The 24,365-nt window shown below is 46.9% G+C and carries 18 protein-coding genes; 13 read left to right on the top strand and 5 right to left on the bottom strand.

Annotated features, from left to right (window positions below; all coding sequences use genetic code 11):
* Positions 1-76: 76 nt before the first annotated feature.
* The gene (locus OAG1_RS01365) at positions 77-1,354 is read right to left on the bottom strand and encodes an FAD-binding oxidoreductase (protein WP_338623333.1); all 1,278 of its coding nucleotides are present in this window, start codon (positions 1,352-1,354) and stop codon (positions 77-79) included.
* 39 nt (positions 1,355-1,393) lie between these two features.
* Complete coding sequence (locus OAG1_RS01360) at positions 1,394-2,764, bottom strand: glutamine synthetase family protein (protein ID WP_016399822.1); 1,371 nt, start codon at positions 2,762-2,764, stop codon at positions 1,394-1,396.
* A gap of 234 nt (positions 2,765-2,998) precedes the next feature.
* Between OAG1_RS01360 and OAG1_RS01355 the strand changes: the two genes are divergently transcribed.
* Genes OAG1_RS01355 through OAG1_RS01325 form a run of 7 tightly spaced genes read left to right on the top strand, consistent with a single transcriptional unit; the run spans position 2,999 to position 10,412 of the window.
* Complete coding sequence (locus OAG1_RS01355; RefSeq protein WP_016399823.1) at positions 2,999-4,330, top strand: glutamine synthetase family protein; 1,332 nt, start codon at positions 2,999-3,001, stop codon at positions 4,328-4,330.
* Between the two features lie 32 nt (positions 4,331-4,362).
* Positions 4,363-5,721, top strand: coding sequence for an aspartate aminotransferase family protein (locus OAG1_RS01350; RefSeq protein WP_338623330.1), 1,359 nt, complete (start codon positions 4,363-4,365; stop codon positions 5,719-5,721).
* Positions 5,722-5,767: 46 nt separating this feature from the next.
* Positions 5,768-6,877, top strand: coding sequence for an extracellular solute-binding protein (locus OAG1_RS01345; RefSeq protein WP_016399825.1), 1,110 nt, complete (start codon positions 5,768-5,770; stop codon positions 6,875-6,877).
* Between the two features lie 60 nt (positions 6,878-6,937).
* Positions 6,938-8,077 (top strand): putrescine ABC transporter ATP-binding subunit PotG, encoded by a 1,140-nt coding sequence (gene potG / locus OAG1_RS01340; protein WP_338623327.1) that lies wholly within the window; start codon positions 6,938-6,940, stop codon positions 8,075-8,077.
* Entirely contained in the window at positions 8,074-8,997 is a 924-nt protein-coding gene (potH, locus tag OAG1_RS01335; protein ID WP_016399827.1) for a putrescine ABC transporter permease PotH, read from the top strand. The genes potG and potH overlap by 4 nt, the downstream gene beginning before the upstream one ends.
* A complete protein-coding gene (locus OAG1_RS01330) occupies positions 8,997-9,842 on the top strand; it encodes an ABC transporter permease subunit (protein WP_016399828.1) in 846 nt (281 codons plus the stop codon). The genes potH and OAG1_RS01330 overlap by 1 nt, the downstream gene beginning before the upstream one ends.
* A gap of 27 nt (positions 9,843-9,869) precedes the next feature.
* Positions 9,870-10,412 (top strand): cupin domain-containing protein, encoded by a 543-nt coding sequence (locus tag OAG1_RS01325; protein ID WP_016399829.1) that lies wholly within the window; start codon positions 9,870-9,872, stop codon positions 10,410-10,412.
* A 70-nt stretch (positions 10,413-10,482) separates the two neighbouring features.
* On the opposite strand, the gene OAG1_RS01320 is transcribed toward OAG1_RS01325, so the two are convergent.
* Both OAG1_RS01320 and OAG1_RS01315 read right to left on the bottom strand, forming a co-directional pair.
* Complete coding sequence (locus OAG1_RS01320) at positions 10,483-13,569, bottom strand: efflux RND transporter permease subunit (RefSeq protein ID WP_338623322.1); 3,087 nt, start codon at positions 13,567-13,569, stop codon at positions 10,483-10,485.
* On the bottom strand, positions 13,566-14,636 hold the full coding sequence (locus OAG1_RS01315; protein WP_338626407.1) for an efflux RND transporter periplasmic adaptor subunit: 1,071 nt from the start codon (positions 14,634-14,636) through the stop codon (positions 13,566-13,568). The genes OAG1_RS01320 and OAG1_RS01315 overlap by 4 nt, the downstream gene beginning before the upstream one ends.
* Positions 14,637-14,894: 258 nt before the next feature.
* Between OAG1_RS01315 and speB the strand changes: the two genes are divergently transcribed.
* Both speB and OAG1_RS01305 read left to right on the top strand, forming a co-directional pair.
* A complete protein-coding gene (gene speB / locus OAG1_RS01310; RefSeq protein WP_338623320.1) occupies positions 14,895-15,818 on the top strand; it encodes an agmatinase in 924 nt (307 codons plus the stop codon).
* A 116-nt stretch (positions 15,819-15,934) separates the two neighbouring features.
* Entirely contained in the window at positions 15,935-16,138 is a 204-nt protein-coding gene (locus OAG1_RS01305; RefSeq protein WP_016399833.1) for a hypothetical protein, read from the top strand.
* Here the strand turns inward: OAG1_RS01305 and OAG1_RS01300 are convergent.
* On the bottom strand, positions 16,116-17,633 hold the full coding sequence (locus tag OAG1_RS01300; protein WP_338623317.1) for an aldehyde dehydrogenase: 1,518 nt from the start codon (positions 17,631-17,633) through the stop codon (positions 16,116-16,118). The genes OAG1_RS01305 and OAG1_RS01300 overlap by 23 nt on opposite strands.
* Before the next feature lie 114 nt (positions 17,634-17,747).
* Here OAG1_RS01300 and OAG1_RS01295 point away from each other — a divergent pair, with 114 nt between their 5' ends.
* The 4 genes from OAG1_RS01295 to OAG1_RS01280 all read left to right on the top strand — a co-directional run bounded on the left by OAG1_RS01295 (position 17,748) and on the right by OAG1_RS01280 (position 24,353).
* Positions 17,748-18,470, top strand: coding sequence for a glutamine amidotransferase (locus tag OAG1_RS01295; protein ID WP_338623315.1), 723 nt, complete (start codon positions 17,748-17,750; stop codon positions 18,468-18,470).
* A gap of 107 nt (positions 18,471-18,577) precedes the next feature.
* Positions 18,578-19,981: an efflux transporter outer membrane subunit gene (locus tag OAG1_RS01290; RefSeq protein WP_338623313.1), complete on the top strand. Its 1,404-nt coding sequence runs from the start codon at positions 18,578-18,580 to the stop codon at positions 19,979-19,981.
* Positions 19,982-19,998: 17 nt separating this feature from the next.
* Positions 19,999-21,162, top strand: a complete 1,164-nt coding sequence (locus tag OAG1_RS01285; RefSeq protein ID WP_338623311.1) for an efflux RND transporter periplasmic adaptor subunit — start codon at positions 19,999-20,001, stop codon at positions 21,160-21,162.
* A 47-nt stretch (positions 21,163-21,209) separates the two neighbouring features.
* Positions 21,210-24,353 carry an efflux RND transporter permease subunit gene (locus tag OAG1_RS01280; protein ID WP_338623308.1) on the top strand — a complete coding sequence of 1,048 codons (3,144 nt, stop codon included), beginning with the start codon at positions 21,210-21,212 and terminating at the stop codon, positions 24,351-24,353.
* Positions 24,354-24,365 lie beyond the last annotated feature (12 nt).

Genomic DNA, 24,365 nt, shown 5'->3' with positions numbered 1-24,365 from the left:
GGTTTATAGGCAGAAAATACGAACTATAGTACGAGAAACAAGGATTGAACGGCTGGCGCTTGGCCAGCCGATAGTACTAAAGCAAATCTCGAATTCGGTAATAGGTCATGGCAAGCACTAAGGCAGGAGTACGTAATAAGCGCCCACCGGGAAAAGGCATGTGTGGAATTTTATCGAATATGTCAAAGCGCTCGGAGGTGGCCATAATCGATTCCGCCATTAGCTTGCCCGCCAAACCCGTGGCTGCAATGCCATGGCCCGAGAAGCCTTGAGCAAAATACACATTTGGTGCTATTCGGCCAAAGTGCGGCGCACGGTTAATAGTGATGCCTACATTACCACCCCAAGCAAACTCTACCGGTTCATCGCTTAATTGCGGGAATACCCAATCCATTCGTTGTTTCATGGTTTGCGCTAAATTACGTGGTTCAATTCCCGAATAACTTACTCGGCCACCAAACAACATGCGGTGATCGCCAGAGCAGCGGTAATAATCCAGTACAAAGTTGATGTCGCATACCGCCATGTTGTTGGCAATCAGTTCGCGTGCACGCTCTTCACCTAAGGGTTTCGTGGCACAAATATAAGTACCTACCGGCATTACTTTGCTCTCTAACTTACTGTTTAACCCTTCCATATAGGCATTACAGGCCAACACCACGTGTTGGCAACTAACACTAGCCTGCGCGGTATGAAGTTTAACCTTGGCGCCGTGTTCAATTTTGATGACCTTGCTGTCTTCATAAATGCTAGCGCCAGCTTGTTCGGCAGCCTTTACCAAGCCTAAGGTGTAATTAAGCGGATGTAAGTGACCGCTATTTGAATCAAACATCCCACCTAAATAACGTGGGCTTTTTAACTGGCTTTCGAGCTTATCTTGCGACCAGTATTCTAAATGCTCATAGCCGTAATCTTCACTGAGTTGTTGCTGCCATTCTTTTAACTCGCGAACATGGCGATCTTTAATCGCAACGTGAATTTGGCCATCTTGCCAATCACAATCGATTTGGTGTTTGCGAATGTTGTCTTTAGTAACCGCTAGCGATTCAACCGAGAGATCCCAGAGTTTTTTGGCATCATCTTTACCCACTAATTTTTCTAGGGTGGACTGCTCACTGGCCCAGCCAAAAATCGCTTGCCCGCCACTTCGTCCCGAGGCTCCCCAGCCCACGCGACTACCTTCCAGCAAAATAACCTTATAACCTTGGCTGGCTAACTCTAGTGCAGTGCTAGCGCCGGTTATACCCGCCCCTACTACACATACATCAGCTTGATGCTCGCCTTGCAGTTGCGGATAGTCCAACTGCAGGTTGGCACTTGCTGCATAATATGAATTTGCATGTTGCGCTTTCATTTTCTCACCTTAAACATAAAAACAAATCTGCTGTTCGCACTACACCATTTGCTGATACCACTGCTGCTCTAAAGGTGTCACTTGCGCCTCAAAGCGCTGCCACTCATTAAGTTTGTTGGCATGGTATACATGGCTAAAATCTGCACCTAGTAGCGACCACAAGGTGGAGTGCTCAAATTCGGCTAAGGCCTGTTGCCAAGAGCTCGGCAAAGCAGGGGCTGGTACTTTACTGGCATCGCCACTCACTGCTTTAGGGCAATCAAGCTGTTGTTCTATGCCATGGGTAATTCCAGCCAACAAGGCCGACATAACAATATAAGGGTTACAATCGGCACCTGCTACGCGGTGCTCGATGCGGGTATTTTCCGTGCTGCCAGAAGGTATACGCAAGGCAACGGTGCGGTTGTCCCAGCCCCAATCGGCTTGCAATGGCACAAACATATCGGGTTGGAATCGGCGATAAGAGTTGGCATTAGGCGCTAACAAAGCAATGGCCTGGGGCATGGTGTCTAAGAGCCCGGCCAAGGCAAATTCCAGTAAGCTTTGTTCAGTGGAAAAGCGGTTGTGGCCCTGCTTGTCTAACATACTAATGTGCACGTGGCAGCCATTGCCAGAATGCTCGGCATAAGGTTTGGCCATAAAAGTGGCTAAATAGCCATGTTGTTTGGCTACTGCTTTAATTGCGCGTTTCAAGAGAATGGCTTGGTCGCAAGCTAGCAGCGGGTCGTGCTGATGCTGCAATGTCACTTCAAACTGTCCGGGAGCATATTCTGCAATAACGTTATCACTGGGAATATTTTGGGTATGGCAGTAATCCTGAATATCACGAATAAATTCATCAAATTCATCGAGCTCATCTAAGGAATAAACTTGGGTTTGCTGCATACGTTGCTGCGATTTTGGCAGCAACGGCGCTTGTGGTTGGCGGTTTTCACTACGTGCATCAAGTAAGTAAAACTCCCACTCAATGGCCACACAGGGAAATAAATTTTGCTGATGCAATCCTTGCAATACTTTACTAAGTAATTGTCGTGGGTCTGCAAAAAATGGCGAACCATCAACTTCATGCATGGTTAATAAAGCTTGCGCGGCGTTTTTTTTCCAAGGAATCATCGACAAACTATGTGGTAACAAGTGACAAATACGGTCGCCATCGCCTTGTTCAAAGCCCAGTCCGGTTTGCTCTACGGTGTCACCGCAAATATCTAGCGCAAATACCGAAGCCGGTAAACACATCCCCTCTTGGGCAATTTTGGCTAAGGACGCCGCTTCTATGCGTTTACCGCGGATCACACCATTCATGTCAGATAGCATTAAATCTATGCTCTCTAACTGTGGATGAGCCGCCAAAAAATCCTCTACTTGTTGAAGCATACTGATTGGCTGAATCTGTGGCTGGTGTTTCAACATAATTAACAGTCCCTTGGTAAAAGCGTCCCTTAAACCCTATAAATTTACAACACAGTGTTAAGTATAATGCAAATTAAATTGCACAATAAGCTAAAAAAGGGGCTATATTTAGTTTTTATTTAACACTCTGTTGACTTTGGCGAAAAATCATGACAATTCTAATTAATACGGGGCAAAAATTAAGCTAAACAAGAAAATGCCCCTATTTACTTAACAGATTTATGACAGGTGATTATGGATAACGTCAGGAAGTGGTTTGAGGAAAATCGTATAACCGAAGTTGAGTGCCTCATCCCCGATATAACCGGTAATGCTCGCGGCAAAATCATTCCCGCCAGCAAGTATCTAAAAGAAGGCGGTATGCGCCTGCCTGAATCAATTTTCTACCAAACAGTCACTGGCGATTGGCCCGACGATGATGACTTATTCGATTGGACCGAAAAAGACATGAACCTAGAGCCCGATACCGACAGCCTGCGTTTTGTTCCTTGGGCCAAAGAGCCTACCGCTCAGCTTATTCACGATTGTTACGACAGCCAAGGCGAGCTGATTGGCATGGCGCCACGCTCAGTCCTAAAAAAAGTACTCGCGCTCTACGAAAAAGAAGGTTGGAAGCCAATTGTGGCGCCAGAACTAGAGTTTTTCTTAGTGAAGAAAAACCTCGACTGGGATTACCCACTAGAGCCACCCATTGGACGTAATGGTCGACCAGAAACAGCACGTCAGTCTTTTAGCATTGATGCGGTAAATGAGTTTGACCCGCTGTTTGAAGACATGTACGACTACTGCGAAGCGCAGAACCTAGACGTAGATACCTTGGTCCATGAATCTGGTGCAGCGCAAATGGAAATTAACTTTGATCACGGCGAGCCGACGTTAGCCTGTGACCAAGTATTCCTTTTCAAACGGACCATGCGCGAAGCAGCCTTACAGCATGATACCTATGCCACGTTCATGGCTAAGCCAATGGAAGATGAGCCCGGCAGCGCGATGCATATTCACCAAAGCTTAGAAGACCATAATGGCAACAATTTGTTTGCTAATGAAGATGGCAGCAACAGCCAAATGTTTTTAAGTTTTATCGCCGGTTTACAGCAATTTACTCCCGCTAGCATTGCCTTTTACGCCCCTAACGTGAACAGCTATCGACGCTTAATGTTTGGCGACTCGGCGCCAATTAATTTGCAGTGGGGCATCGACAACCGCACCGTGGGTTTACGCGTACCGCTATCAGATAAGCAAAATCGCCGCGTAGAAAACCGCTTTGCCGGCGCCGACGCCAACCCTTATCTAGCCATGGCACTTACCTTAGCCTGCGGTTACATCGGCATGAAAAAACAGCTAACACCTTCTGCAGAGGAAAAAGGTGATGTAAGCGAAGACCGTTACACCCTGCCCGGCACTTTAGAAGAAGCATTAGTTAAGTTAGAGCAATGCGACGAACTCAAAGAAATCCTTGGTGAGCGCTTTGTGAATTGTTACGTGGCAGTAAAACGTAAGGAATACCAAACCTACTTCAAGGTCATTAGTTCTTGGGAACGTGAGTTTTTGTTACTCAACGTATAAACCCAGAGTTAACTTAGCCACAAGGAGGCGAAATGAGCACAGCAACATTGACGATACAACAACAAGACAGCGCCCACTGTTTGCACCCTTTCACTAACTTTAAAGAGTTAAATGCCAAGGGAGCTCGAGTGATAGAACGAGGCGAAGGTGTGTTTGTATTCGACAGTGAGGGCAATAAGTTGCTCGATGCCATGGCTGGCCTGTGGTGTGTAAATCTAGGCTATGGTCGCCAAGAACTAGTTGATGCTGCAGCCAAACAAATGCAGCAACTGCCTTACTACAACCTGTTTTTTCAAACGACTCACAGCCCGGCAGTTGAGTTATCTACTTTGCTAGCCGAACTAACACCAGAGGGCTTAAACCATGCTTTTTTTACCGGCTCGGGTTCAGAGTGCAATGACACCGTAGTACGCATGGTACGCCACTATTGGGCCAGCAAAGGCCAGCCCAATAAGTTAGAAATAATTAGTCGCAACAACGCCTATCACGGCAGCACCATGGCGGGAGCAAGCCTTGGTGGCATGGGCTTTATGCACGCCCAAGGTGGCTTGCCATTGCCTAATATTAGCCACATCGATCAACCTTATTGGTTTGAAGAAGGCCAAGGCCAAGATCCACAACAGTTTGGTTTAGAGCGTGCCCAACAATTAGAGCAAAAAATTCTAGAGCTAGGCGAAGATAAAGTAGCAGCATTTATCGCCGAGCCTATTCAAGGTGCCGGTGGCGTAATTATTCCACCCGACTCTTATTGGCCTGAGATTCAACGCATTTGCGACAAATACGATATTTTGTTGATAGTAGACGAAGTGATCTGTGGATTTGGCCGCACCGGTGAATGGTTCGCCTGCCAAACCTACAACATTAAGCCAGATTTACTGTGTTTAGCGAAAGGCATTACCTCTGGCTATTTACCAATGGGCGCAGTGATGGTGTCTGACAAAGTAGCTCAAGGCCTAACCGAGGCCGATACCGAATTTGCTCATGGCTTTACCTATTCCGGCCACCCGGCAGCTTGCGCGGTAGCCATTGAAAACATTCGCATCATGCAACAAGAGAACATTATTAGCCATGTACGTGATGACATCGCCCCTTATCTAGCCCAACGCTGGCAAGAGCTGGCTAATCATCCTTTGGTAGGCGAGGCTCGCAGTAAAGGCATGGTGGCTGCCATAGAGCTGGTTGCCGATAAAAACACCCTACAACGCTTTAGCAAAGAGCAAGGCGCTGGCGGTGTGTGTCGCGATATATGCATAAACAATGGGCTTATCATGCGCGCTTGCGGCGATACCATGATTATTTCACCTCCATTGGTTATTACAAAACAACAAGTCGATCAGTTAATTACACTGGCAAAACAAAGTTTGGATGACACTCTGCAGGCATTGAGTTAATCCGCGAAGCAGTACGAGCAATCACCACAAGGATTTGGAGAACAACATGAAAAACGCTAGCTTTACCCTAACCCTAGCCTCCCTGTTAACTGCCAGCGCATTTACCCTGCAGGCAGCCGAAGAAAAAGTACTTAATGTGTACAACTGGTCTGACTATATCGCCGAAGACACCATCGCTCAGTTTGAAGCCGAAACCGGCATTAAAGTGGTTTACGATGTATTCGATTCAAACGAAGTACTTGAAGCCAAGATTCTTTCTGGCTCAACCGGTTTTGACATTGTGGTGCCAACTTCAGACTTTTTAGCCCGCCAAGTTCAGGCTGGTGCGTTTATCAAATTAGATAAAACAAAGTTGAGTAACTACGCCAACTTAGATGATAAAATCATGTCAATGCTTGATGAAACTGCAGATCCGGATAATCAATATGCAGTGCCTTACCTTTGGGGGACCACAGGTTTAGGTTACAACGTAGACAAAGTTAAAGAAGTATTAGGTGACGACGCCCCAGTAGATAGTTGGGATCTGGTATTTAAGCCAGAAAACATGGAAAAACTGCAAAGCTGTGGAGTAGCATTTTTAAATGCTCCTACCGAGTTATTTGCAGCAGCGCTGCATTACGTAGGTAAAGATCCAAACAGTGTTGATCCGAACGACTACAAAGACACTGGCGAGGCTTACAAACTGCTCAAATCAGTGCGCCCTTATGTGACTTATTTTCACTCTTCGCAATACATTAACGACTTAGCGAACGGTGACATTTGTGTGGCTATTGGTTGGTCTGGTGATGTACTGCAAGCCTCAGATCGCGCTGCCGAAGCCGATAACGGAGTAGTGGTTGAGTATGTTATCCCGCAAGAAGGGGCGTTAGCCTGGTTTGACCTAATGGCCATTCCAGCAGATGCACCACATAAAGATAATGCACACAAATTCATTAACTTCTTGCTACAGCCTAAAGTGATTTCGGAGATCTCTAACTACGTATGGTATGCCAACCCAACGCCTGCCTCTAAAGAGTTTATTGATCCAGAAATTATTGAACATCCGGGTATCTATCCAAGTGACGAAACCTTGGCTAAATTATATGGAGCCAAGGTAATGCCAGCAAAAGCGTCTCGAACTCTGACACGCTCTTGGACTAAGTTTCTTCAAAACTAAGTAATCACTTGCCACCCTTGGGTGGCAAGTGCGTTTTTGATTCTTTATGGAGGATCCGCAATGGCTGCGGTGTCACACATTTCAAAGCTTCCAGTTGATGGCGAGAAAGCCCCGGAACCTTTGTTACACATTGAAAATTTAAGTAAAGACTACGACGGCGCAATAGCCGTAGACAACGTAAGCCTAACCATAAACAAGGGCGAAATATTTGCCTTATTAGGTGCATCGGGTTGTGGTAAATCCACTTTACTAAGGTTGTTAGCTGGCTTCGAAAAGCCCAGTGCTGGCAAAATTATCCTCGATGGCCAAGAGCTGATTGGTGTACCTCCACATCAGCGCCCAGTGAATATGATGTTTCAATCCTATGCGCTATTTCCCCACATGACCGTGGAACAAAATATCGCCTTTGGCCTAAAACAAGACAAGCTGCCCAAAGATGAAATTGGCGCAACCGTTGCTAAAATGCTCGAGCTAGTGCGCATGAAAGACTACGCTCGCCGCAAACCGCATCAATTATCGGGTGGACAACGCCAACGCGTGGCACTGGCACGTAGCCTAGCTAAACGTCCAAAACTATTATTGTTAGACGAACCGATGGGTGCACTAGATAAAAACCTGCGTGGTCAGATGCAGCTTGAAGTAGTGGATATTCTAGAAAAGGTTGGCGTTACCTGTGTAATGGTAACCCACGACCAAGAAGAAGCCATGACCATGGCAAGCCGCATTGCCATTATGAATCGCGGCCAGTTTATTCAAGTGGGCGAACCAGAAGAAATTTACGAATATCCTAACTCGCGTTTTAGTGCCGAGTTTATTGGCTCTGTAAACGTATTTGAAGGGGTGTTGCGTGACAATGACAACGACAGCGCAACTATCGACAGCCCAGAGCTTGGTTATCCGATTAGCTTAAATCACGGCGTATCATCGGCTCCTGGCGTTCCGTTCATGGTGGCTGTTCGCCCCGAAAAAATGAGTATTTTCAAAACCCTTAAGGGGCGCAATAACAATGTATGTCAAGGCAAGGTGGAAGACATCGCCTATCTTGGCGATCAATCTATTTACTATGTGCGTTTAGCCAGTGGTAAACGGGTCACCGCCGCTATGCCTAATAGCAGCCGCCACCGCAACAATATGCCAACCTGGGAAGACCAAGTGTATTTGTGCTGGCAAGCCGACAGCTGCGTGGTACTCAAAATATGACCATGCTTAGCAACAAACTTAAACAAAGGCTTAATCGCTGGGTGCCAAGTGGGCGCTGCGCCATTATGGCGGTGCCTTACTTTTGGCTATTTTTGTTCTTTTTAATGCCATTCTTTATTGTCTTTAAAATCAGTTTTGCCGAGGCCATGATTGCCATTCCTCCCTATAGTGAGTTAATCACTATGGTGGATGAGCAAGTGCAAATACTGCTCAATTTAGGCAACTATGGCTACTTAATCGAAGACGATCTCTACATTAGCTCCTACTTGCAGTCGGTACGCATTGCTTCGATTTCCACCTTTTTGTGTTTTGTAATCGGCTTTCCAATGGCCTGGGCCATCGTGCATTCGAGCCCTGCTAACAGAAATATTTTGCTGATGCTGATCATTCTACCCTCGTGGACCAGCTTTCTAATTCGGGTTTATGCCTGGATAGGCATTCTTAAAAACAACGGTTTCTTAAACAATATCTTGCTTTACGTAGGTGTTATCGACGAACCACTGCAAATACTGCACACCGACACAGCGGTTTATATTGGCATTGTGTATACCTATTTGCCGTTTATGATCTTGCCCTTATACACCGCACTTATGCGGGTTGATTACTCGTTAATAGAAGCGGCACGTGATTTAGGAGCCTCGACCCTAACGGTATTATTCAAAGTGCTACTGCCACTAACCAAAGCCGGCATTATCGCAGGCTCAATGTTGGTATTTATTCCCGCAGTAGGTGAGTTTGTTATCCCTGAGTTACTAGGTGGACCCGACTCAATTCTTATTGGTAAGGTGCTGTGGCAAGAGTTCTTTAATAACCGTGACTGGCCTGTTGCATCAGCCGTAGCCTCGGTGATGTTATTGCTATTAATGGTGCCAATTATGTTCTTTTATCGTTATCAAAAACGTGAATTGGAGGCCAGCTAATGGACGCGATCCCGGTTTACAAAACTAAGTGGAAGTGGCTGATACTCAGCCTTGGCTTGGCCTTTTTATACCTGCCAATCTTAAGCCTTATCGCATACTCGTTTAACGCTAACCGCTTAGTTACAGTGTGGAGTGGCTTTTCTACCAAGTGGTATGGGGCGCTGTTTAACGACTCACTACTGATGAATGGTATTAGCTTAAGCTTACTCATTGGCTTTTTATCTGCCTCTGCAGCTGTAGTATTAGGTACCCTTGCTGCCTTTGTGATGACCCGCTATAGCAAATTTAGAGGCGAAACCAGCTTTGCCTTTATGATTACTGCCCCACTGGTGATGCCAGAAGTGATCACCGGCTTAAGCCTGTTATTGCTGTTTATTTCTTTAGGCCAAGTATTTGATCTATTTAGCCAACGCGGGATGCTAACTATTTGGATTGCCCACGTCACCTTCTGTACAGCCTATGTATCGGTGGTGGTGAGTTCGCGCTTGCGCGAGCTAGATAAAAGCATCGAAGAAGCCGCCATGGATTTGGGGGCGACACCTTTTAAAGTGTTTTTTGTTATCACCCTGCCGACAATTCTTCCTGCCTTAGTGGCCGGCTGGTTATTGGCCTTCACTTTATCCTTAGACGACTTGGTTATTGCCAGCTTTGTATCCGGCCCAAGTGCCACAACCTTGCCGATGGTGGTGTTTTCTAGCGTAAGGTTAGGGGTAAGTCCCAAAATTAATGCCCTAGCTACCCTGATTATTGGTGTAGTATCTGTCGCTACTTTTATTGCTTGGTGGCTAATGGCCAAAGCAGAAAAACGCCGCTTGCTAGAATTAAAGATTAGCAATGCTAAATAGGCGTTGAATTTTGAGGAATAAAACTTAATGGATGTTGGAAAACGCCTTAAAAGTATTCGCCTAATGCGCGGCATTTCGCAACGCGAACTGGCCAAGTTAAGCGGGGTCACTAACAGCATGATCTCGCAAATTGAGCAAAACCAAGTTAACCCTTCGGTAGGCTCTTTAAAAAAAATACTTGATGCCATTCCTATTTCAATGGGCGAGTTTTTCACCCTTGAAATGGAAAGTGACGACAAGATTTTCTATAGCGCCGAAGAACTTACCGACCTAGGTGACGGCAAGGTCAAAATGTTATTGGTTGGTAGTAAACACAATGGCCGACAACTGGCGATTTTGCGCGAGATTTACCCGCCAGGCGCCGATACTGGCACCGAGTTTATTCAACACGAAGGTGAAGAAGGTGGCATTGTAATCCGCGGAGAAATAGAAATTACCGTAGGCAGCAAATCTAAAGTGCTAAAAGCTGGTGATTCTTACTACTTTGAAACCCGTAAGCCACATCGCTTTCGCAATAAAAGTAAGGAAGAGTGTGAGCTCATCAGCGCCGCGACGCCACCTACTTTCTAAGCTCTGTTGAGACTACAAATACTGATAAAAAAGCCGCTTTAGCGGCTTTTTTTTATTCTTTGAGGCTTTACTAATGCGCCACAGTGGGCTCGCCTACCGATGGTATTTTGCGTTTGCCTTTGGCAATTATCGAAAAGACCACTGGCACAAAGAAGAATGACAGCATAGTGGTAAGCACCGTACCACCAGCAATGGCCACCGCAAAAGGCGGCCAAAAACCGCCCCCTTCTAAAATTAGCGGTAAGAAGCCACCCACCGTGGTGATGGTGGTAGAAGTAATATGCCGAGTACAACTAAGCACCCCAAAACATATCGATTCATGATCGCCTGCGCAGGCTTTAGCATCGGATTTAAGCTCGGCGACAATCACAATAGCCGCGTTAATCGCTAAGCCCACCAAACCTAATAGCCCAATAATAACGGTAAAACCGAAGGGGTAATTAAATATAAATACGCTTAATAAACCCAAACCTGCCGCTTGAATCGCAGTAATCATAATCAAGAAGCTTAAACGGAAGGAGTTAAACGACAGCACCACTACAGTAATCAGTAGCACCGCGATAATGCCGACACTGGCCAATAAATTGCCCACCGCCTCATTACGCTCAGCGCCTTCACCACCAAACTCCAAGCTATACCCAGCGGGAAGTGGAATTTCGGCTTGCTCTAAACGCTCTCGAAATACTTCCAAAACCTGTTCTGGCAGAATATCGGTTTGCAAATAGCCTTCTACGGTATTTACTCGTTTACCGTTACGACGCGGTATTTCGCCGCGGCTGGGGCGAATATCTAGTTCAGCGATAGACGCTAACGGTATATTCCCGGCTATTTGGCTGGTAAGGGTAAGATCACCTAAGTTCTCAACGTGTTTACGTTGCTCATCGGCCAAACGAATCCGCACCGGCAAAGACTCACTCGCCTCGAGCACGCTACCGTTAATACGGCCTTGCAGGTTTGCCTGTAACTGGCCGGCAATATCAGTTAATACAATGCCGCTTAAGCGAGATGCTTCTTCATTAACCTTTAACCACACCTTGGGCGTGCCCGCCAACAAAGTAGCGCGCGTATGAGTAACGTGTGGGATCTCGGAAAGAATGCGCCGGTATTGATCACCCAGTTCTTTAAGTTTATCTAGGTTTGGCCCGTAAACCCGCAGTTCGATAGGCGCGTTAAATGGCGGACCCTGCTCTAATTTCCTGACTAAAATTTGCGCTTCGGGATAGAGCAAATCAAACTCGACTTGTAACTTAGGAATAAGATCGTTAGCAGCCCTAAAGTCGTCAGTCTTAATCATTGCTTGCGCGTAGTTTTTGGCCCCCTGTTGGCGCAGCATCAAGTTGTAGTAAAACGAGGGGGCATTATTGCCTACAAACCAACTCACCGAGCTGATGCCCTCTTTGGCATATAAATGCTCGGTTAACTTTTCGGTTAAACGTTCGGTGGCGTAGATACTCGATTGTGGCGCCATGTACACTTCAATTTGGAACATGTCACGATCAGAGGGCGGAAAGAATTGCTCGGTTAAACTGCCAGCGCTGTAGAAACCCAAAATTGGCAGGCTAGATACCACAATAATTGCTAGTTTAGGGTAGCGTAGACTAGTACGTAAACAGGCTTTAAAGGCTCCACTGAGCCAAGTAACTTGCACGCCTTTTTCGTACCAATGATCGGCAGTTTGCTGTGAAGGCAAAAAGTGGCCAGAGAAAATCGCTACCAAGGTGTGCGAAATAAAGTAAGAACCAATCAGCGAGAAAATCACGCTAAGTGCAATACCTCCAACAAACTCACCCGCAGGCCCTGGCATTAATACAATCGGTAAGAAAGCAAGAATGGTTGTTAATGTAGAGCCCAGCAATGGCAGCCATAAATGAGCTAAAGACTCTTTTACAGCCTGTAAACCGCTCTTGCCCTGCTGGCGCTTCTGGGCAATGGTGTCGGCCATTACAATGGCGTTGTCCACCATAATACCCAAGGCCACCACCAAGCCAGTTACCGACATTTGATGGATGGGCAAGCCATAAAACTTCATACAGGCTAAGGTGAACATTACCGTCAAGGGCAGTGACAAACCAACAATCAGCGCCGAGCGCCAACCTAAGGTAAGCAGCAATACCACCACAATAATGGCAAAACCAATAAGCACGTTAACCACCAACTCTCCTAAGCGTTTGGCGGTGTAACCATCTTGCTCAAAGATGATGTCGGCACTGACATTACTAGGCAAAATAGTGCGGTAGTCATCCAGTGCTTGGTTCACTCGGGCACTCCACAAATCAACCCGATATTCAGAGAGCATTCTTATGCCCACTACCACCGCATAATCGCGCTCAACCACAGCAATTTGCTCGGGTGGAGATTTAAGCTGGCGAGTTACCTTGGCCAAATCTCCTAAGCGGAATACATAACCATTTTCGGCGCTGCTTACTGGGATATTCTTAATCCGCTCTAGCGAGTTAAGTTCACCCTCCAGCTCTAGTTGCATTCGTGTATTGTCGTTAGTCAGTTCGCCCGCCGATACCTTAGCGTCCGCTCCGGCGATAATTTGCGACACTTGGTCAGTGGTTAGCTGCATGGCGCCCGCTTGGTAGGGTTCAATTTCTACCAGTATTTCTTCTTCACCCTGCCCTTGTAAGTCAACAAAGTCGGTTCCTGCCACATTGCGCAAACGGTTTTGTAGCTCTTTAGCATAACGGCCAAGAATGGCTAAATCGGTATCTCCGGGGCCTGTCCAACGCAGTGCAACCAAGGTGGTAAACGCATAACCTCGGTCATCATCGACTACCGGCTCAGAACTCCCTAAGGGCAACAAGGGGGGGAGTTCTCCCACCAAATCACGCACCCTTGCCCATACGGGAACAACATCGATAACTTCATCTTTTAATTCAACTTGCAGCACCGAAAAGCCAGGACGAGAAGAGGATTGAACCCGTTTAATTTCTGGCAATTTGCGAATTTTGTTTTCGATTAATTCGGTCACCAAGGCTTCAACCCGTTCTGCAGACGCACCGGGATATTGAGTCACAATACTGGCAAAACGGCTGGTAATTTTAGGGTCTTCACTGCGCGGCAAGGTGCTAACGGCCCCCATGCCAGCCACCAAAATAAGCGCTATAAGTAAGGAAATTAAACGCCCATTATTGTATATAGCCGCAATCATTGGCTTAACGCCTTGCTTGGGTTAACGGTTTGCCCGGGCACGTAGCGGTGCATTCCTGTAGCAACGATGGCTTCGCCAGCCTGCAGCGCGCCTCTCACAAAAGCCTGCTCTTCGGTGGCATATCGCACACTTACATCACGGCGCTCTAACTTAAAGCTGCCGTCACTTTGCGCCACAATGGCATATACATTCCACAAGCCTCGCACACCATCGGTAATCGCGCTCACTGGCACCCAATAACCAGGCTCTTTAACGGTTTCCACTACATTTAGATAGGCCAATTGCCCACTCACCAAACTATCGTTATCAGGTAAAGCAAACCGCAGCTGTACGGTGCGAGTAACCGGGTCAACCTGCCCCCCCGCAGCCACTAAATCTACCGAATAATGACGCTTAGCCACTGTCACCGATTTAGGAGTGACCATATCAACCTGCTCGAGCAAGCGCACCGGCACACCTACTTTTACCTCGTTAGCGCCTTGTTGTAATACCGTGAGCACTGGCTGAGAAGCACCAACCACCGCACCTTCCGACACCGTTCGTTTATCGATAATGCCGTTATAGGGAGCCAGTAATGTGGATTTTTCAATGCGGGTGCGATTAGCTTTAATTGAGGCGTCGATACGTGCTTTATTGGCTTTTAAGGATTTTTGCTGTGCAACCAACTCATCGACACTTTGCGCTGATGCATAACCGTCGCTCTTAAGGGACTTAACCCGTTTTAAGTTAGCTTGAACTAGAGCAGCATCGGCTGCTAATTGTTGTAGTTGCGCTTGTAAGTCTATGTATTCAATTTCTAGCAGCTCGGTGTCTAGCTGCATCAACACATCGCCTTGTATAACACGTTCGCCTTCATCTACGAATATTTTGGATATTTTACCTGCTAGTTCAAAGCCAATGTCTGCACGTTGTTTAGCTATAACTTGCCCAACAAACTGCCGTTCAACCGCATAATCCTCACTTAATACCGGCACAAAAGCTTTTACTTGTTGCACATTTACCGCAGTGTCGGCAAACAGTTCATCATCTGCGGCAACAGCATGCTGACTCAATGCATTCACTGCCATCCCCCCCAAAGCAAGGGGTATGAGTAAAAAGGTGAATGAAAATAATGGCCTAGGCATATAAACGTCCGTGTAACTAAAAGTAGTGAGAGCTTCATTCAGTGTAGGAAGAGTGCTCTTTAGTGTCTAGTGTTTGCTTGCTCAATTAGCCCGCTATTTTCTACTAATAAGCTAGCTATGTCATTTTATACAAAACACTTGTAGTAATTAGAGAAGCAATTCACAATGAATTGTTAACTATTTTATAGCAAGGAATAAATAATGAGCACGCTTGCCGATCATCCTGATTACTCGCTGTACTCCAACGCAAATACCTTTTTACGACAGCGCTTAGATCATCGTCCCGAGCAAAGTGATGCCGACGTAGTAATCACCGGTCTGCCTTTTGACTTAGCCACAACCGGGCGATCCGGTGCACGATTGGGTCCTGACGCCATTCGCCGCGCCTCAGTCAACCTAACTTGGGAAGAAAAGCGCTGGCCTTGGGATTTTAGATTGCTTGATCGAGTGAGTTTGGTTGATGCCGGTGACTTAGTCTTTGATTGTGGTGAGCAAGCACAGTTTGTTGAAAGACTTGAAGCCTACGCCAAGCAGCTGCTGCAAGCAGGCAAAACCATGCTGAGCTTTGGTGGCGATCACTTTGTTACGCTGCCACTATTGCGCGCTCACGCACACCATCATGGAAAGTTAGCCTTAGTGCATTTTGATGCCCACACCGATACCTACAGCGAAGGTAGCCGCTACGACCACGGCACCATGTTTTACCATGCGCCCAAAGAGGGCTTAATCGACGCAGCGCACTCAGTACAGGTAGGTATTCGCACCGAGTATGAGCGAGTTGGCCACCCATTCACTGTCATCGATGCTGACCAAGCTAATAACTTAAGCATTGAGCAAGTGGTAGAAAGCATACGTAAGCAAGTGGCGGATTTGCCTGTTTATCTTAGCTTCGACATCGATTGTTTAGATCCTGCCTACGCGCCAGGCACCGGCACACCAGTTGCTGGTGGCTTAAGCAGCAATCGAATTCTGCAAATCTTGCGTGGCTTAAAGGGTTTAAACCTTGTCGGCATGGACGTAGTAGAAGTAGCGCCCGCCTATGATAATAGCGAAGTGACCGCATTGGCCGCAGCGACCATTGCAGTAGAATTATTACACCTATGGGCTGATAAAAACCGCCCATAACTATCTCTCTGGCCAATACAGCTATACTTGTAGTGACAAGCTAAGATAACTGGCAACATTTTATTGCCAGTGACATCTTGGCTTAGCCACCTCATTAGGATGTACAGGAGGATGCTATGAGTGATTGTTGTTTATTGCCCAAGGGCACCGATCTGATTAGAGCGGTTAAGTATATCGGCGAGCACCATTGTCATGATGCTCGCTCCTTAAACGATGTAGCGTTTCGTTTTGACTTGAACCCACTCGATCAACAGTTCATTTTAGAACACTTTATCGAGCAGCCCGACCCCATTAACGCTAAGTCAAATCAATCCAAGTAGACTTAAGCTCGGTGTATTTTTCTAGCGCATGCAAGGATTTGTCGCGCCCATTGCCCGACTGCTTAAAACCACCAAAGGGCATTGTCATATCACCGCCATCCCAATTGTTCACAAATACCGTACCCGCGCGCAGGGCACGTGAAGTGCGCACCGCAGTATTAATGTCACTGGTCCACACTCCGGCGGCTAAGCCATATTCGGTGTCGTTGGCTAAGGCAATGCCCTGCTCAAGCTCGTCAAACACTTGAATTACTAACACTGGACCAAAGATTTCTTGTTTAACAATATCCAGCTTGGCATCTACATCATCAAAAATAGTGGGTTTAAGGAAGTAGCCACCACTTTCCGGTAGAGCTTGCTCACCACCACATAACAGCTTGGCACTCTGTGCTTTTGCTTGCTCTATAAATGCCAGTACTCGCTGCATCTGTAGTTCGTCAACCATTGCCCCCATGCTGGTATTTGGATCCAATGGGTTGCCCGGTTGCCAGTTATCAACAAGAGCTAGCATTTTATCTACTAAGACTTTATGCACGCTACGATGCACGATAAGCCGAGACCCAGCAGTACACACTTCACCTTGATTATAAAAAATCGCAGCAACCGCAGTGGCAGCGGCTTTATCTAAATCGGCCACATCAGCACACACCAGATTCGGGCTCTTACCGCCACACTCCATAAAGGCACGCTTTAAGTTCGATTGCCCAGAGAACTCCACCAATTTTTTACCCACAGCAGTAGAGCCAGTAAAGGTAATACAATCTACATCCATGTGCAGCGCCAACGCTTGCCCAGCGGTGTGTCCATAACCCGGCAATACATTAAACACCCCGTCGGGAATGCCCGCCTGTTTCGCCAGTTGCGCCAAATACAGTGCACTTAAGGGAGATTTCTCCGAAGGTTTTAAAATAACCGAATTACCGGTGGCCAAGGCAGGTCCAATTTTCCACGAGGCCATTACTAAGGGGAAATTCCACGGCACAATGGCAGCCACTACACCCAGCGCCTCTCGCGTGACTAAAGCAAGAGCATCAGTGGTAACAGGTGCCACTTCATCATAAACCTTATCTATCGCTTCACCATTCCAAGCAATACAGCGTGCGGCGGCAGGCGCATCGTAGGACAGAGCGTCACCAATAGGTTTACCCATGTCTAGGCTTTCTAACAAAGCGAGTTGTGTTTGATGCTGCTCAATGAGTTGAGCAAAGGTTTGTAGCTTTTGCTTTCGCTCGGCCGGCGGAAGGTTTGACCACACTCCACTTTGATAGGCTGTTCGTGCTGCGCTAACCGCCAATTCAACATCGGCAGCATCACACTCAGCTACCTCGGCTAGCACTTGTCCAGTCGCGGGGTTAATGCTGCTAAAGGTTTTTCCTGATTGCGCATCCACAAACGCTCCGTTAATAAATGCCTTAGTGGGGAATTCCAATTCCCGCGCTTGTTGTTGCCAATAAGCTAGATCCTGCTGCGCCATGTTCCCTCCGGATGAATCCATCAACTGTTACCCAATAATGAACAAAACTACACAAATATTAAATTTTATTCCATACTTGATACAGTTTATTTAACAGCTTATGGTCAATATATAGCTATTCTTTAGGTTTTTACTATGCAAATTGCGATTCTAAATTGTGACCGAGTTGATAAGCAACTTGCTGAAATTCATGGTGAATATCCCGACATGTTCATCAAGCACCTGAGCGAGCAAGATTCACAACTACAGTTTGAAGTGTTCAATGTACTTAACAGTGAGCTGCCTAAACTCAATCAATTTGATGGTTTTTTAATTACCGGCAGCCGACATAATGCCTACGATCAGCAGCCATGGATTTTACAATTGGTGGCTTGGGTACAGCAGTGTGAACAATTGCAGCGCCCCTTGGCAGGAATTTGTTTTGGTCATCAGATCATTGCTCGCGCACTAGAGGGCAAGGTTGAAAAATCAAGTGCAGGTTGGGGTTTAGGCGTGGCTAAAAACACTCTTATTCAAGCGCCCACTTGGGCAGAGCCGACGGAGCAAGATAGCTTATCCATCTTGGTGAGCCACCAAGACCAAGTAACTGCTCTTCCAGCGCAAGCCCAGTTGCTAGCCAGCAGTGACTTTTGTCCTTACTTTATGTTCCAAATAGGCCAACATACCTTTGCTATTCAAGGACATCCCGAGTTTCCGCTTGCCTACGCAGAAGCCCTTATTGATAAACGGCAAATGATCTTATCGCCTACTCAATTCGTTTTAGCTAAGACAAGTTTGGTACGTCCACTGGATGCAAAACTGGTCTTCTCTTGGATTTTGCAGCTTTACCGCCTGGGTCAAGCTAAACACCAGGTTTAGCCAAAGCAACTGTAAATAAAGGTAAAAGCTTTACTAGAAGACTCGACAATGCAATCCAAGAAACGTTAAATAACACTAATAGTAAGGATTGAATCATAGGACATGGAATGCACGTGGCTAGTTGGGCTTGGATAACTCTACTTGTTGTAAGTTTAAGCGCTTGCAGTATGAACGATACGCCTGCTCACGAACCGCATACTGTGGCCACAACCACCAGCTGGACCAGCGAATATCAGCAAGGTCAATTCAATCAACAGCGATTTGAGCAAGCCTTACCGAGCGCCCTCCAAACCTTGATCACTGAAGCGCTAAGCAATAATCCCGCGTTACAACAACAAGGCTTCGCCCTTGACCAACAGCTTTACCAAGTAAAAATCCAAGATTCACAAAGCTGGCCAAATGTTGAAGCCTTTTTAACCGGCCAACGCAGTGGCAGCGATAGTAGCACCGCCACTCAACTGCGCGCAGGCCTAGATATTAGCTGGGAAATTGATTGGCTAGGAAAACTTGATGCCTTGCAACAAGCCGCAGTGTTAGATGCCAAAGTAAGCTTTGAACAATGGCAACAAGCGCAAATTCGCCTAGCCGCAAACACTGCGCAACAATGGTATAACGTGATTGAGGCCCAGCAGCAGCAACAGCTCATTGAAGAACGTTATAACAACCTCAAAGCCAACCTGCAAATTATTGAAGAAAGCTATCAAAGTGGTTTAAACAGTGCCTTAGATGTTTACCTAGCGCGTGCTGACTTAAGTGCTTCTCAAGCCCAGCTAAACTCTCGAAACAATCAACTCACTCAAGCACAGCGCGAGCTAGAGCTACTGCTTGGTCGCTACCCCGGCGGTGACATTAAAGTAGCTGGGCAACTTAACGTACCATTAGATGCTATACCAGCAGGCTTGCCCTCAGAGTTATTAGTTCGACGCCACGACATTAAGGCAGCTCAATATCGGCTAGCCGCAGCCGACTTACGGGTGTATGCAGCTTATCGTGACCGCTTCCCTAGCCTTACCCTTACCGCCAGTGGCGGCGCGCAAAGCAGCCAACTCAACCAATTACTTAATGGTGAATCATTGGTGTGGTCTTTGTTTGCCGGAGTCACCGCGCCAATTTTTGATGCCGCTCGTCGCGAGAATCAGCAACTTCAACAGTACGCGGTTGCTCAAGGTTTAAACTCGGCATATTTAGAGCAAGTATTGGCAAGTTTTGGCGAAGTGGAAGAAAGCCTCACCCTCGAGCCTAGCCTGTACCAAAACGCTCAGCTACTCGCCACCGCAGCGGAAGACTCAAAACAAGCTGAGTCCTTAGCCTTTGAAAATTACTTAGCCGGCTTAAATGAATACGTCACGGTATTGGAGTCGCAGCGCCGCGCCTTTGATGCCCAAAGCAGCGCCATTACCGCGCTTAACTTGCAGCTACAAAATCGTATCGAGCTTTACCTCGCCCTAGGTGGGCATCTCGAACAAGCACAAACCACTCGCGAGACCTTTGCCTCCGAGCCATTATTTTAACTGGAGTGATGCCAATTATGGCCAAACTGATACGACTTAGCCTGCCTCTGTTGGTGATTATTATTGGCCTACTTATTAGCCAATACATCAAGGCAAACAAACCACAGGCTCAACGTAAACCGCAAGCAGAACTCGCTAAACTCGCAGTGGAAGTGAGTCCGCTCAGTTTGCAGAGTTATCAGGCCAGTGTTAGCTCCTTTGGAACCATTCGCCCACATACCGAAAGCAACCTAGTCGCCCAAGTAGCTGGCAGTATTACCTATGTGTCGGATAATTTTCGCGAGGGCGCTTTTTTTGAAAAAGGCGAAGTGCTACTTAAAATTGATGCCAGAGATTACCAAAATGCCATCACTATCGCCGAAGCAGAGTTACAAACTACCCAACTGCAATTAGCCGAAGAACAAGCCAAAGTAGAACAAGCCCTGCGTGACTGGAAACGCTTAGGCAAAGGCAAACCGGCCAACGACTTAGTCTTACGCAAACCTCAGTTGGCCGCTCAAGAAGCCGCGATGGCCTCGGCCAAAGCCAAGTTAACTCGCGCTAAATTGGATTTAGAACGCACCGTGATCCGCGCTAGTTACGCCGGAAGAATTTTGGAAAAAAATGTCGAGCTGGGTGAATACGTTAGCAGCGGGAAAAACCTCGCTAGCAGCTACGCTGTCGATTATTTGGAAGTGCGTTTACCCTTAAGTTTGAATGAGCAAAGCGTATTAAATATTCCTGAAAACTATCGTCGCAGTCAAAGCCCAACCAGCAAACCTCTAGTAGATTTAAGCACTAACTTTGGCGCTAAAGAATACCATTGGCAAGCTAAGGTAGAACGCAGTGAAGCAGCCCTAGATAGCGCCAGCAGACAACTGTTTGTGGTGGCAAAAATTGATGACCCTTACGGCCCCGCCAACGAAAACAAACCGGCGCTTAAAATTGGCCAGTTTGTCAGCGCGAAAATTCAAGGAAAAACCTTGGAGCAAGTATTTATTATCCCTCGCAGCGCTCTCTATTCGGGGCAACAAGTGATTGTATTGGAAGATGGATTACTACAAAGAAAATCAGTCAACATTCTGTGGCAAGATCAGCAAAGTTATATTGTGAACGGCGGCATTGAAGCCGGCCAAATGTTAGTAACTACGCCCCTTGGCAGGGTAATTAGTGGTACCCCCGCTAAGCCCATAGGAGCTTAAACCATGCAGCAAATTACCCAATTAATCCCCTTAGGGAGAGAACTATTATGCATGGCTTAATTGCTTGGTTCACTCGCAATCATGTTGCCGCTAACTTGCTAATGGTGCTAATCGTCGGCTTAGGTTTATATTCGGCCAAATTTCGATTGCCGCTAGAAGTTTTCCCTGAGTTTGAATTAGATATGGTGAATGTGAGCATCGCTTTGCCGGGCTCCAGCCCAGAAGAAAGTGAAGAAAGCCTAGCAATTCGCATAGAAGAAGCGATCAGCGATATTGAAGGTATCGACCAAATATCTTCAGTCTCGCAAGAAGGGGCTGCTCGAGTGAGCGCCGAAATTAACTCTCGCTACGATACTCGCGACGTAATGAGCGATATTAAATCACGTATCGATGCGATTAATACCTTCCCTAGCGATGCAGAGCGCCCAGTAGTAAGCCTTACCCAGCGTAAGCGAGAAACCATTACCGTTGCCGTCTCCGGCGACTTAGCTCATAGCGAATTGCGCTTAGTAGCGGAATCGATTCGTGATGAACTATTGCAGCTACCCGAGCTCACTCAGGTCGAGTTAGATTCGGTAGCCCCTTACGAAATCTCTATCGAAGTCTCCGAGCAAAAGCTACGCGAATATGGCCTTGAGCTAAGTAAAGTTGCTCAAACCATTAGCCAAGCTTCGCTAGATTTATCCGCAGGTTCGGTGAAAACTCAGGGCGGTGAGATATTACTGCGCACCAAAGGCCAAGCTTATGTAGGTGATGAGTTTGCCAATCTACTAATTATTAGTCGCGCCGACGGCACCCGCATTCGCTTATCAGACATTGCTACGGTGGTCGATGGCTTTGAAGAAACTCCCATCGAGAACCGCTTCAATAACCAACCAGCAGTAATGATTGAGGTGTATCGAGTTGGCGATCAAAGTGCCATTGCCATCTCCGATGCGGTGAAACAATACATCAGCGATAAGCAGTCTTATTTGCCACAAGGCATCTCACTCAACTATTGGCGAGACAGTGCCAAAATCGTAAAAGCTCGTTTAAACACCTTAAAAAACAGTGCCATTCAAGGCTGTTTATTGGTGGCCTTGTTACTGGCAATCTTCCTGCGGCCTGCGATTGCAGTTTGGGTATGTATAGGTATTCCCATTAGCTTTATGGGAGGCTTGCTGCTGATGCCAACCATGGATGTCACCATCAATATTATCTCGCTGTTTGCCTTTATCATGGTGCTGGGGATCTTAGTAGATGATGCCATTGTCACCGGTGAGAATATATATACTCATCTAAAAGCAGGTGAGGAGCCCTTGCATGCCGCAATTAAAGGCACGCAAGAAGTGGCTGTACCGGTTACTTTTGGCGTACTCACCACCATTGCTGCTTTTATGCCATTAATGATGATTGAAGGCGTTCGCGGTAAAATATTTGCGCAAATTCCACTGATTGTTATTCCGGTACTGCTGTTTTCTTTGGTGGAATCAAAGTTGATTTTGCCCGCCCACTTAAAACACATTAAACCGGCAAGTAACAATCCGGGGCGTTTTAGCTATTGGCAAAACCGCTTTGCCAATGGCTTTGAAGCGGCTATTTTAAAGTTTTATAAGCCGCTGCTAAAAGCTGCTCTATCTCGGCGGCTACTAAGTGCGGCCATCGCCATTAGTATCTTTGTGGTGGTGTTGTCTTTGGCCACAGCCGGCTGGGTACGTTTTATTTTCTTCCCTAGAGTGCCCAGTGAAACCGCCCGTGCCACCTTAGTAATGCCGGCGGGCACCGCATTTAATACCACCGACGATTACATTAATCGCATGCTCGGTGCCGCCCTAGAATTACAAGAAAAATACCGTGATCAAGAAACCGGCGATAGCGTTATTTTGAATATTTTGGCCACCAGCGGTTCTAGCGGTGGCTCGGGTAGTGGTCAAAGTAATAAAGGCCGAGTGGTATTTGAAATAGAGCCGCCCGAGTCACGCACTAACCCAATTAGCAGTGGCGATTTAGTCAGAGAATGGCGACAACTCATCGGTAGCCTGCCTGGCGCAGAAAGCCTAACCTTTAGGGCAGAAATAGGCCGCGGTGGCTCGCCCTTAGATGTGCAATTCAGCAGTAACGATTTTGCGGCGATGGCCCAGGTTGCCAACCTTACCAAGCAAAAACTACAAGAATACCCAGCGGTATTTGATGTTGAAGACAGCCTGGCCGACGGCAAGCTAGAGCTACAACTAAACATTAAACCTCAAGCACAAGCACTAGGTTTGAGCTTAAATGATTTAGCCCAGCAGGTAAGAAGTGCATTTTTTGGTTATCAAGTGCAGCGCATTCAGCGCGGCCGTGAAGATGTAAAAGTATACGTTCGCTATCCCGCCAGCGAGCGTCGCTCTCAGTACAACCTCAATAACATGCTTATTCGCACCCCCGACGGGGCCGAGCTACCGTTTAGTGAAGTGGCCAGCGTGACCCCTTCTCAAAGCCCAGCCACCATTACTCGCATAGACCGCTTACGCACCCAAAATATTCGGGCTGACGTGAACAAAGAGCAAGCCAATATTGAGGTGATTAAAACAGAACTGCAGCAGTGGCTCAGCCAAACCTTGGTGGCCTACCCACAGGTAAATGCTAGCCTAGAAGGCGAAGCCAAAGAACAACGAGAATCCTTTAGCAGTTTAGGCTTTGGCTTGTTGTTTGTGCTGTTTGTTATCTACGGCTTGTTGGCGATTCCATTTGGCTCCTACTGGCAACCCCTAGTAGTTATGTCGATCATCCCCTATGGCGCAGTGGGTGCAGTATTAGGTCACATGATTATGGGCATGCCATTAACCATTATGAGCATGATGGGCATGCTGGCGCTGACGGGTGTGGTGGTAAACGACAGCCTAGTATTGGTGGACTACATTAATCGCCAACGTAAAAAAGGGGTGGACTTAATGAGCGCGGTAGCCAACGCCGGTGTGGCCCGTTTTAGAGCAGTAATACTCACCTCGCTCACCACTTTTGCAGGTTTAATGCCGCTGATTTTCGAGAAAAGTACCCAAGCACAATTTTTGATCCCCATGGCGGTATCATTAGGCTTTGGCATTATCTTCGCCACCATGATCACGTTGTTGATTGTGCCAGTTAATTACCTGTTGTTAGAAGACGCCCAACGAGCACTGAAACAAGCCAAGCAGTGGTGGCTACGAGGGTTTGAATCTCCCAGCAATTAAACCAAATGCCTA

The organism is Agarivorans sp. OAG1 (genome assembly GCF_037076485.1).
Taxonomy (GTDB): domain Bacteria; phylum Pseudomonadota; class Gammaproteobacteria; order Enterobacterales; family Celerinatantimonadaceae; genus Agarivorans; species Agarivorans albus.
Note: the sequence above shows the minus strand (reverse complement) of the source record. Positions and strands in the feature narration are given on the sequence as shown.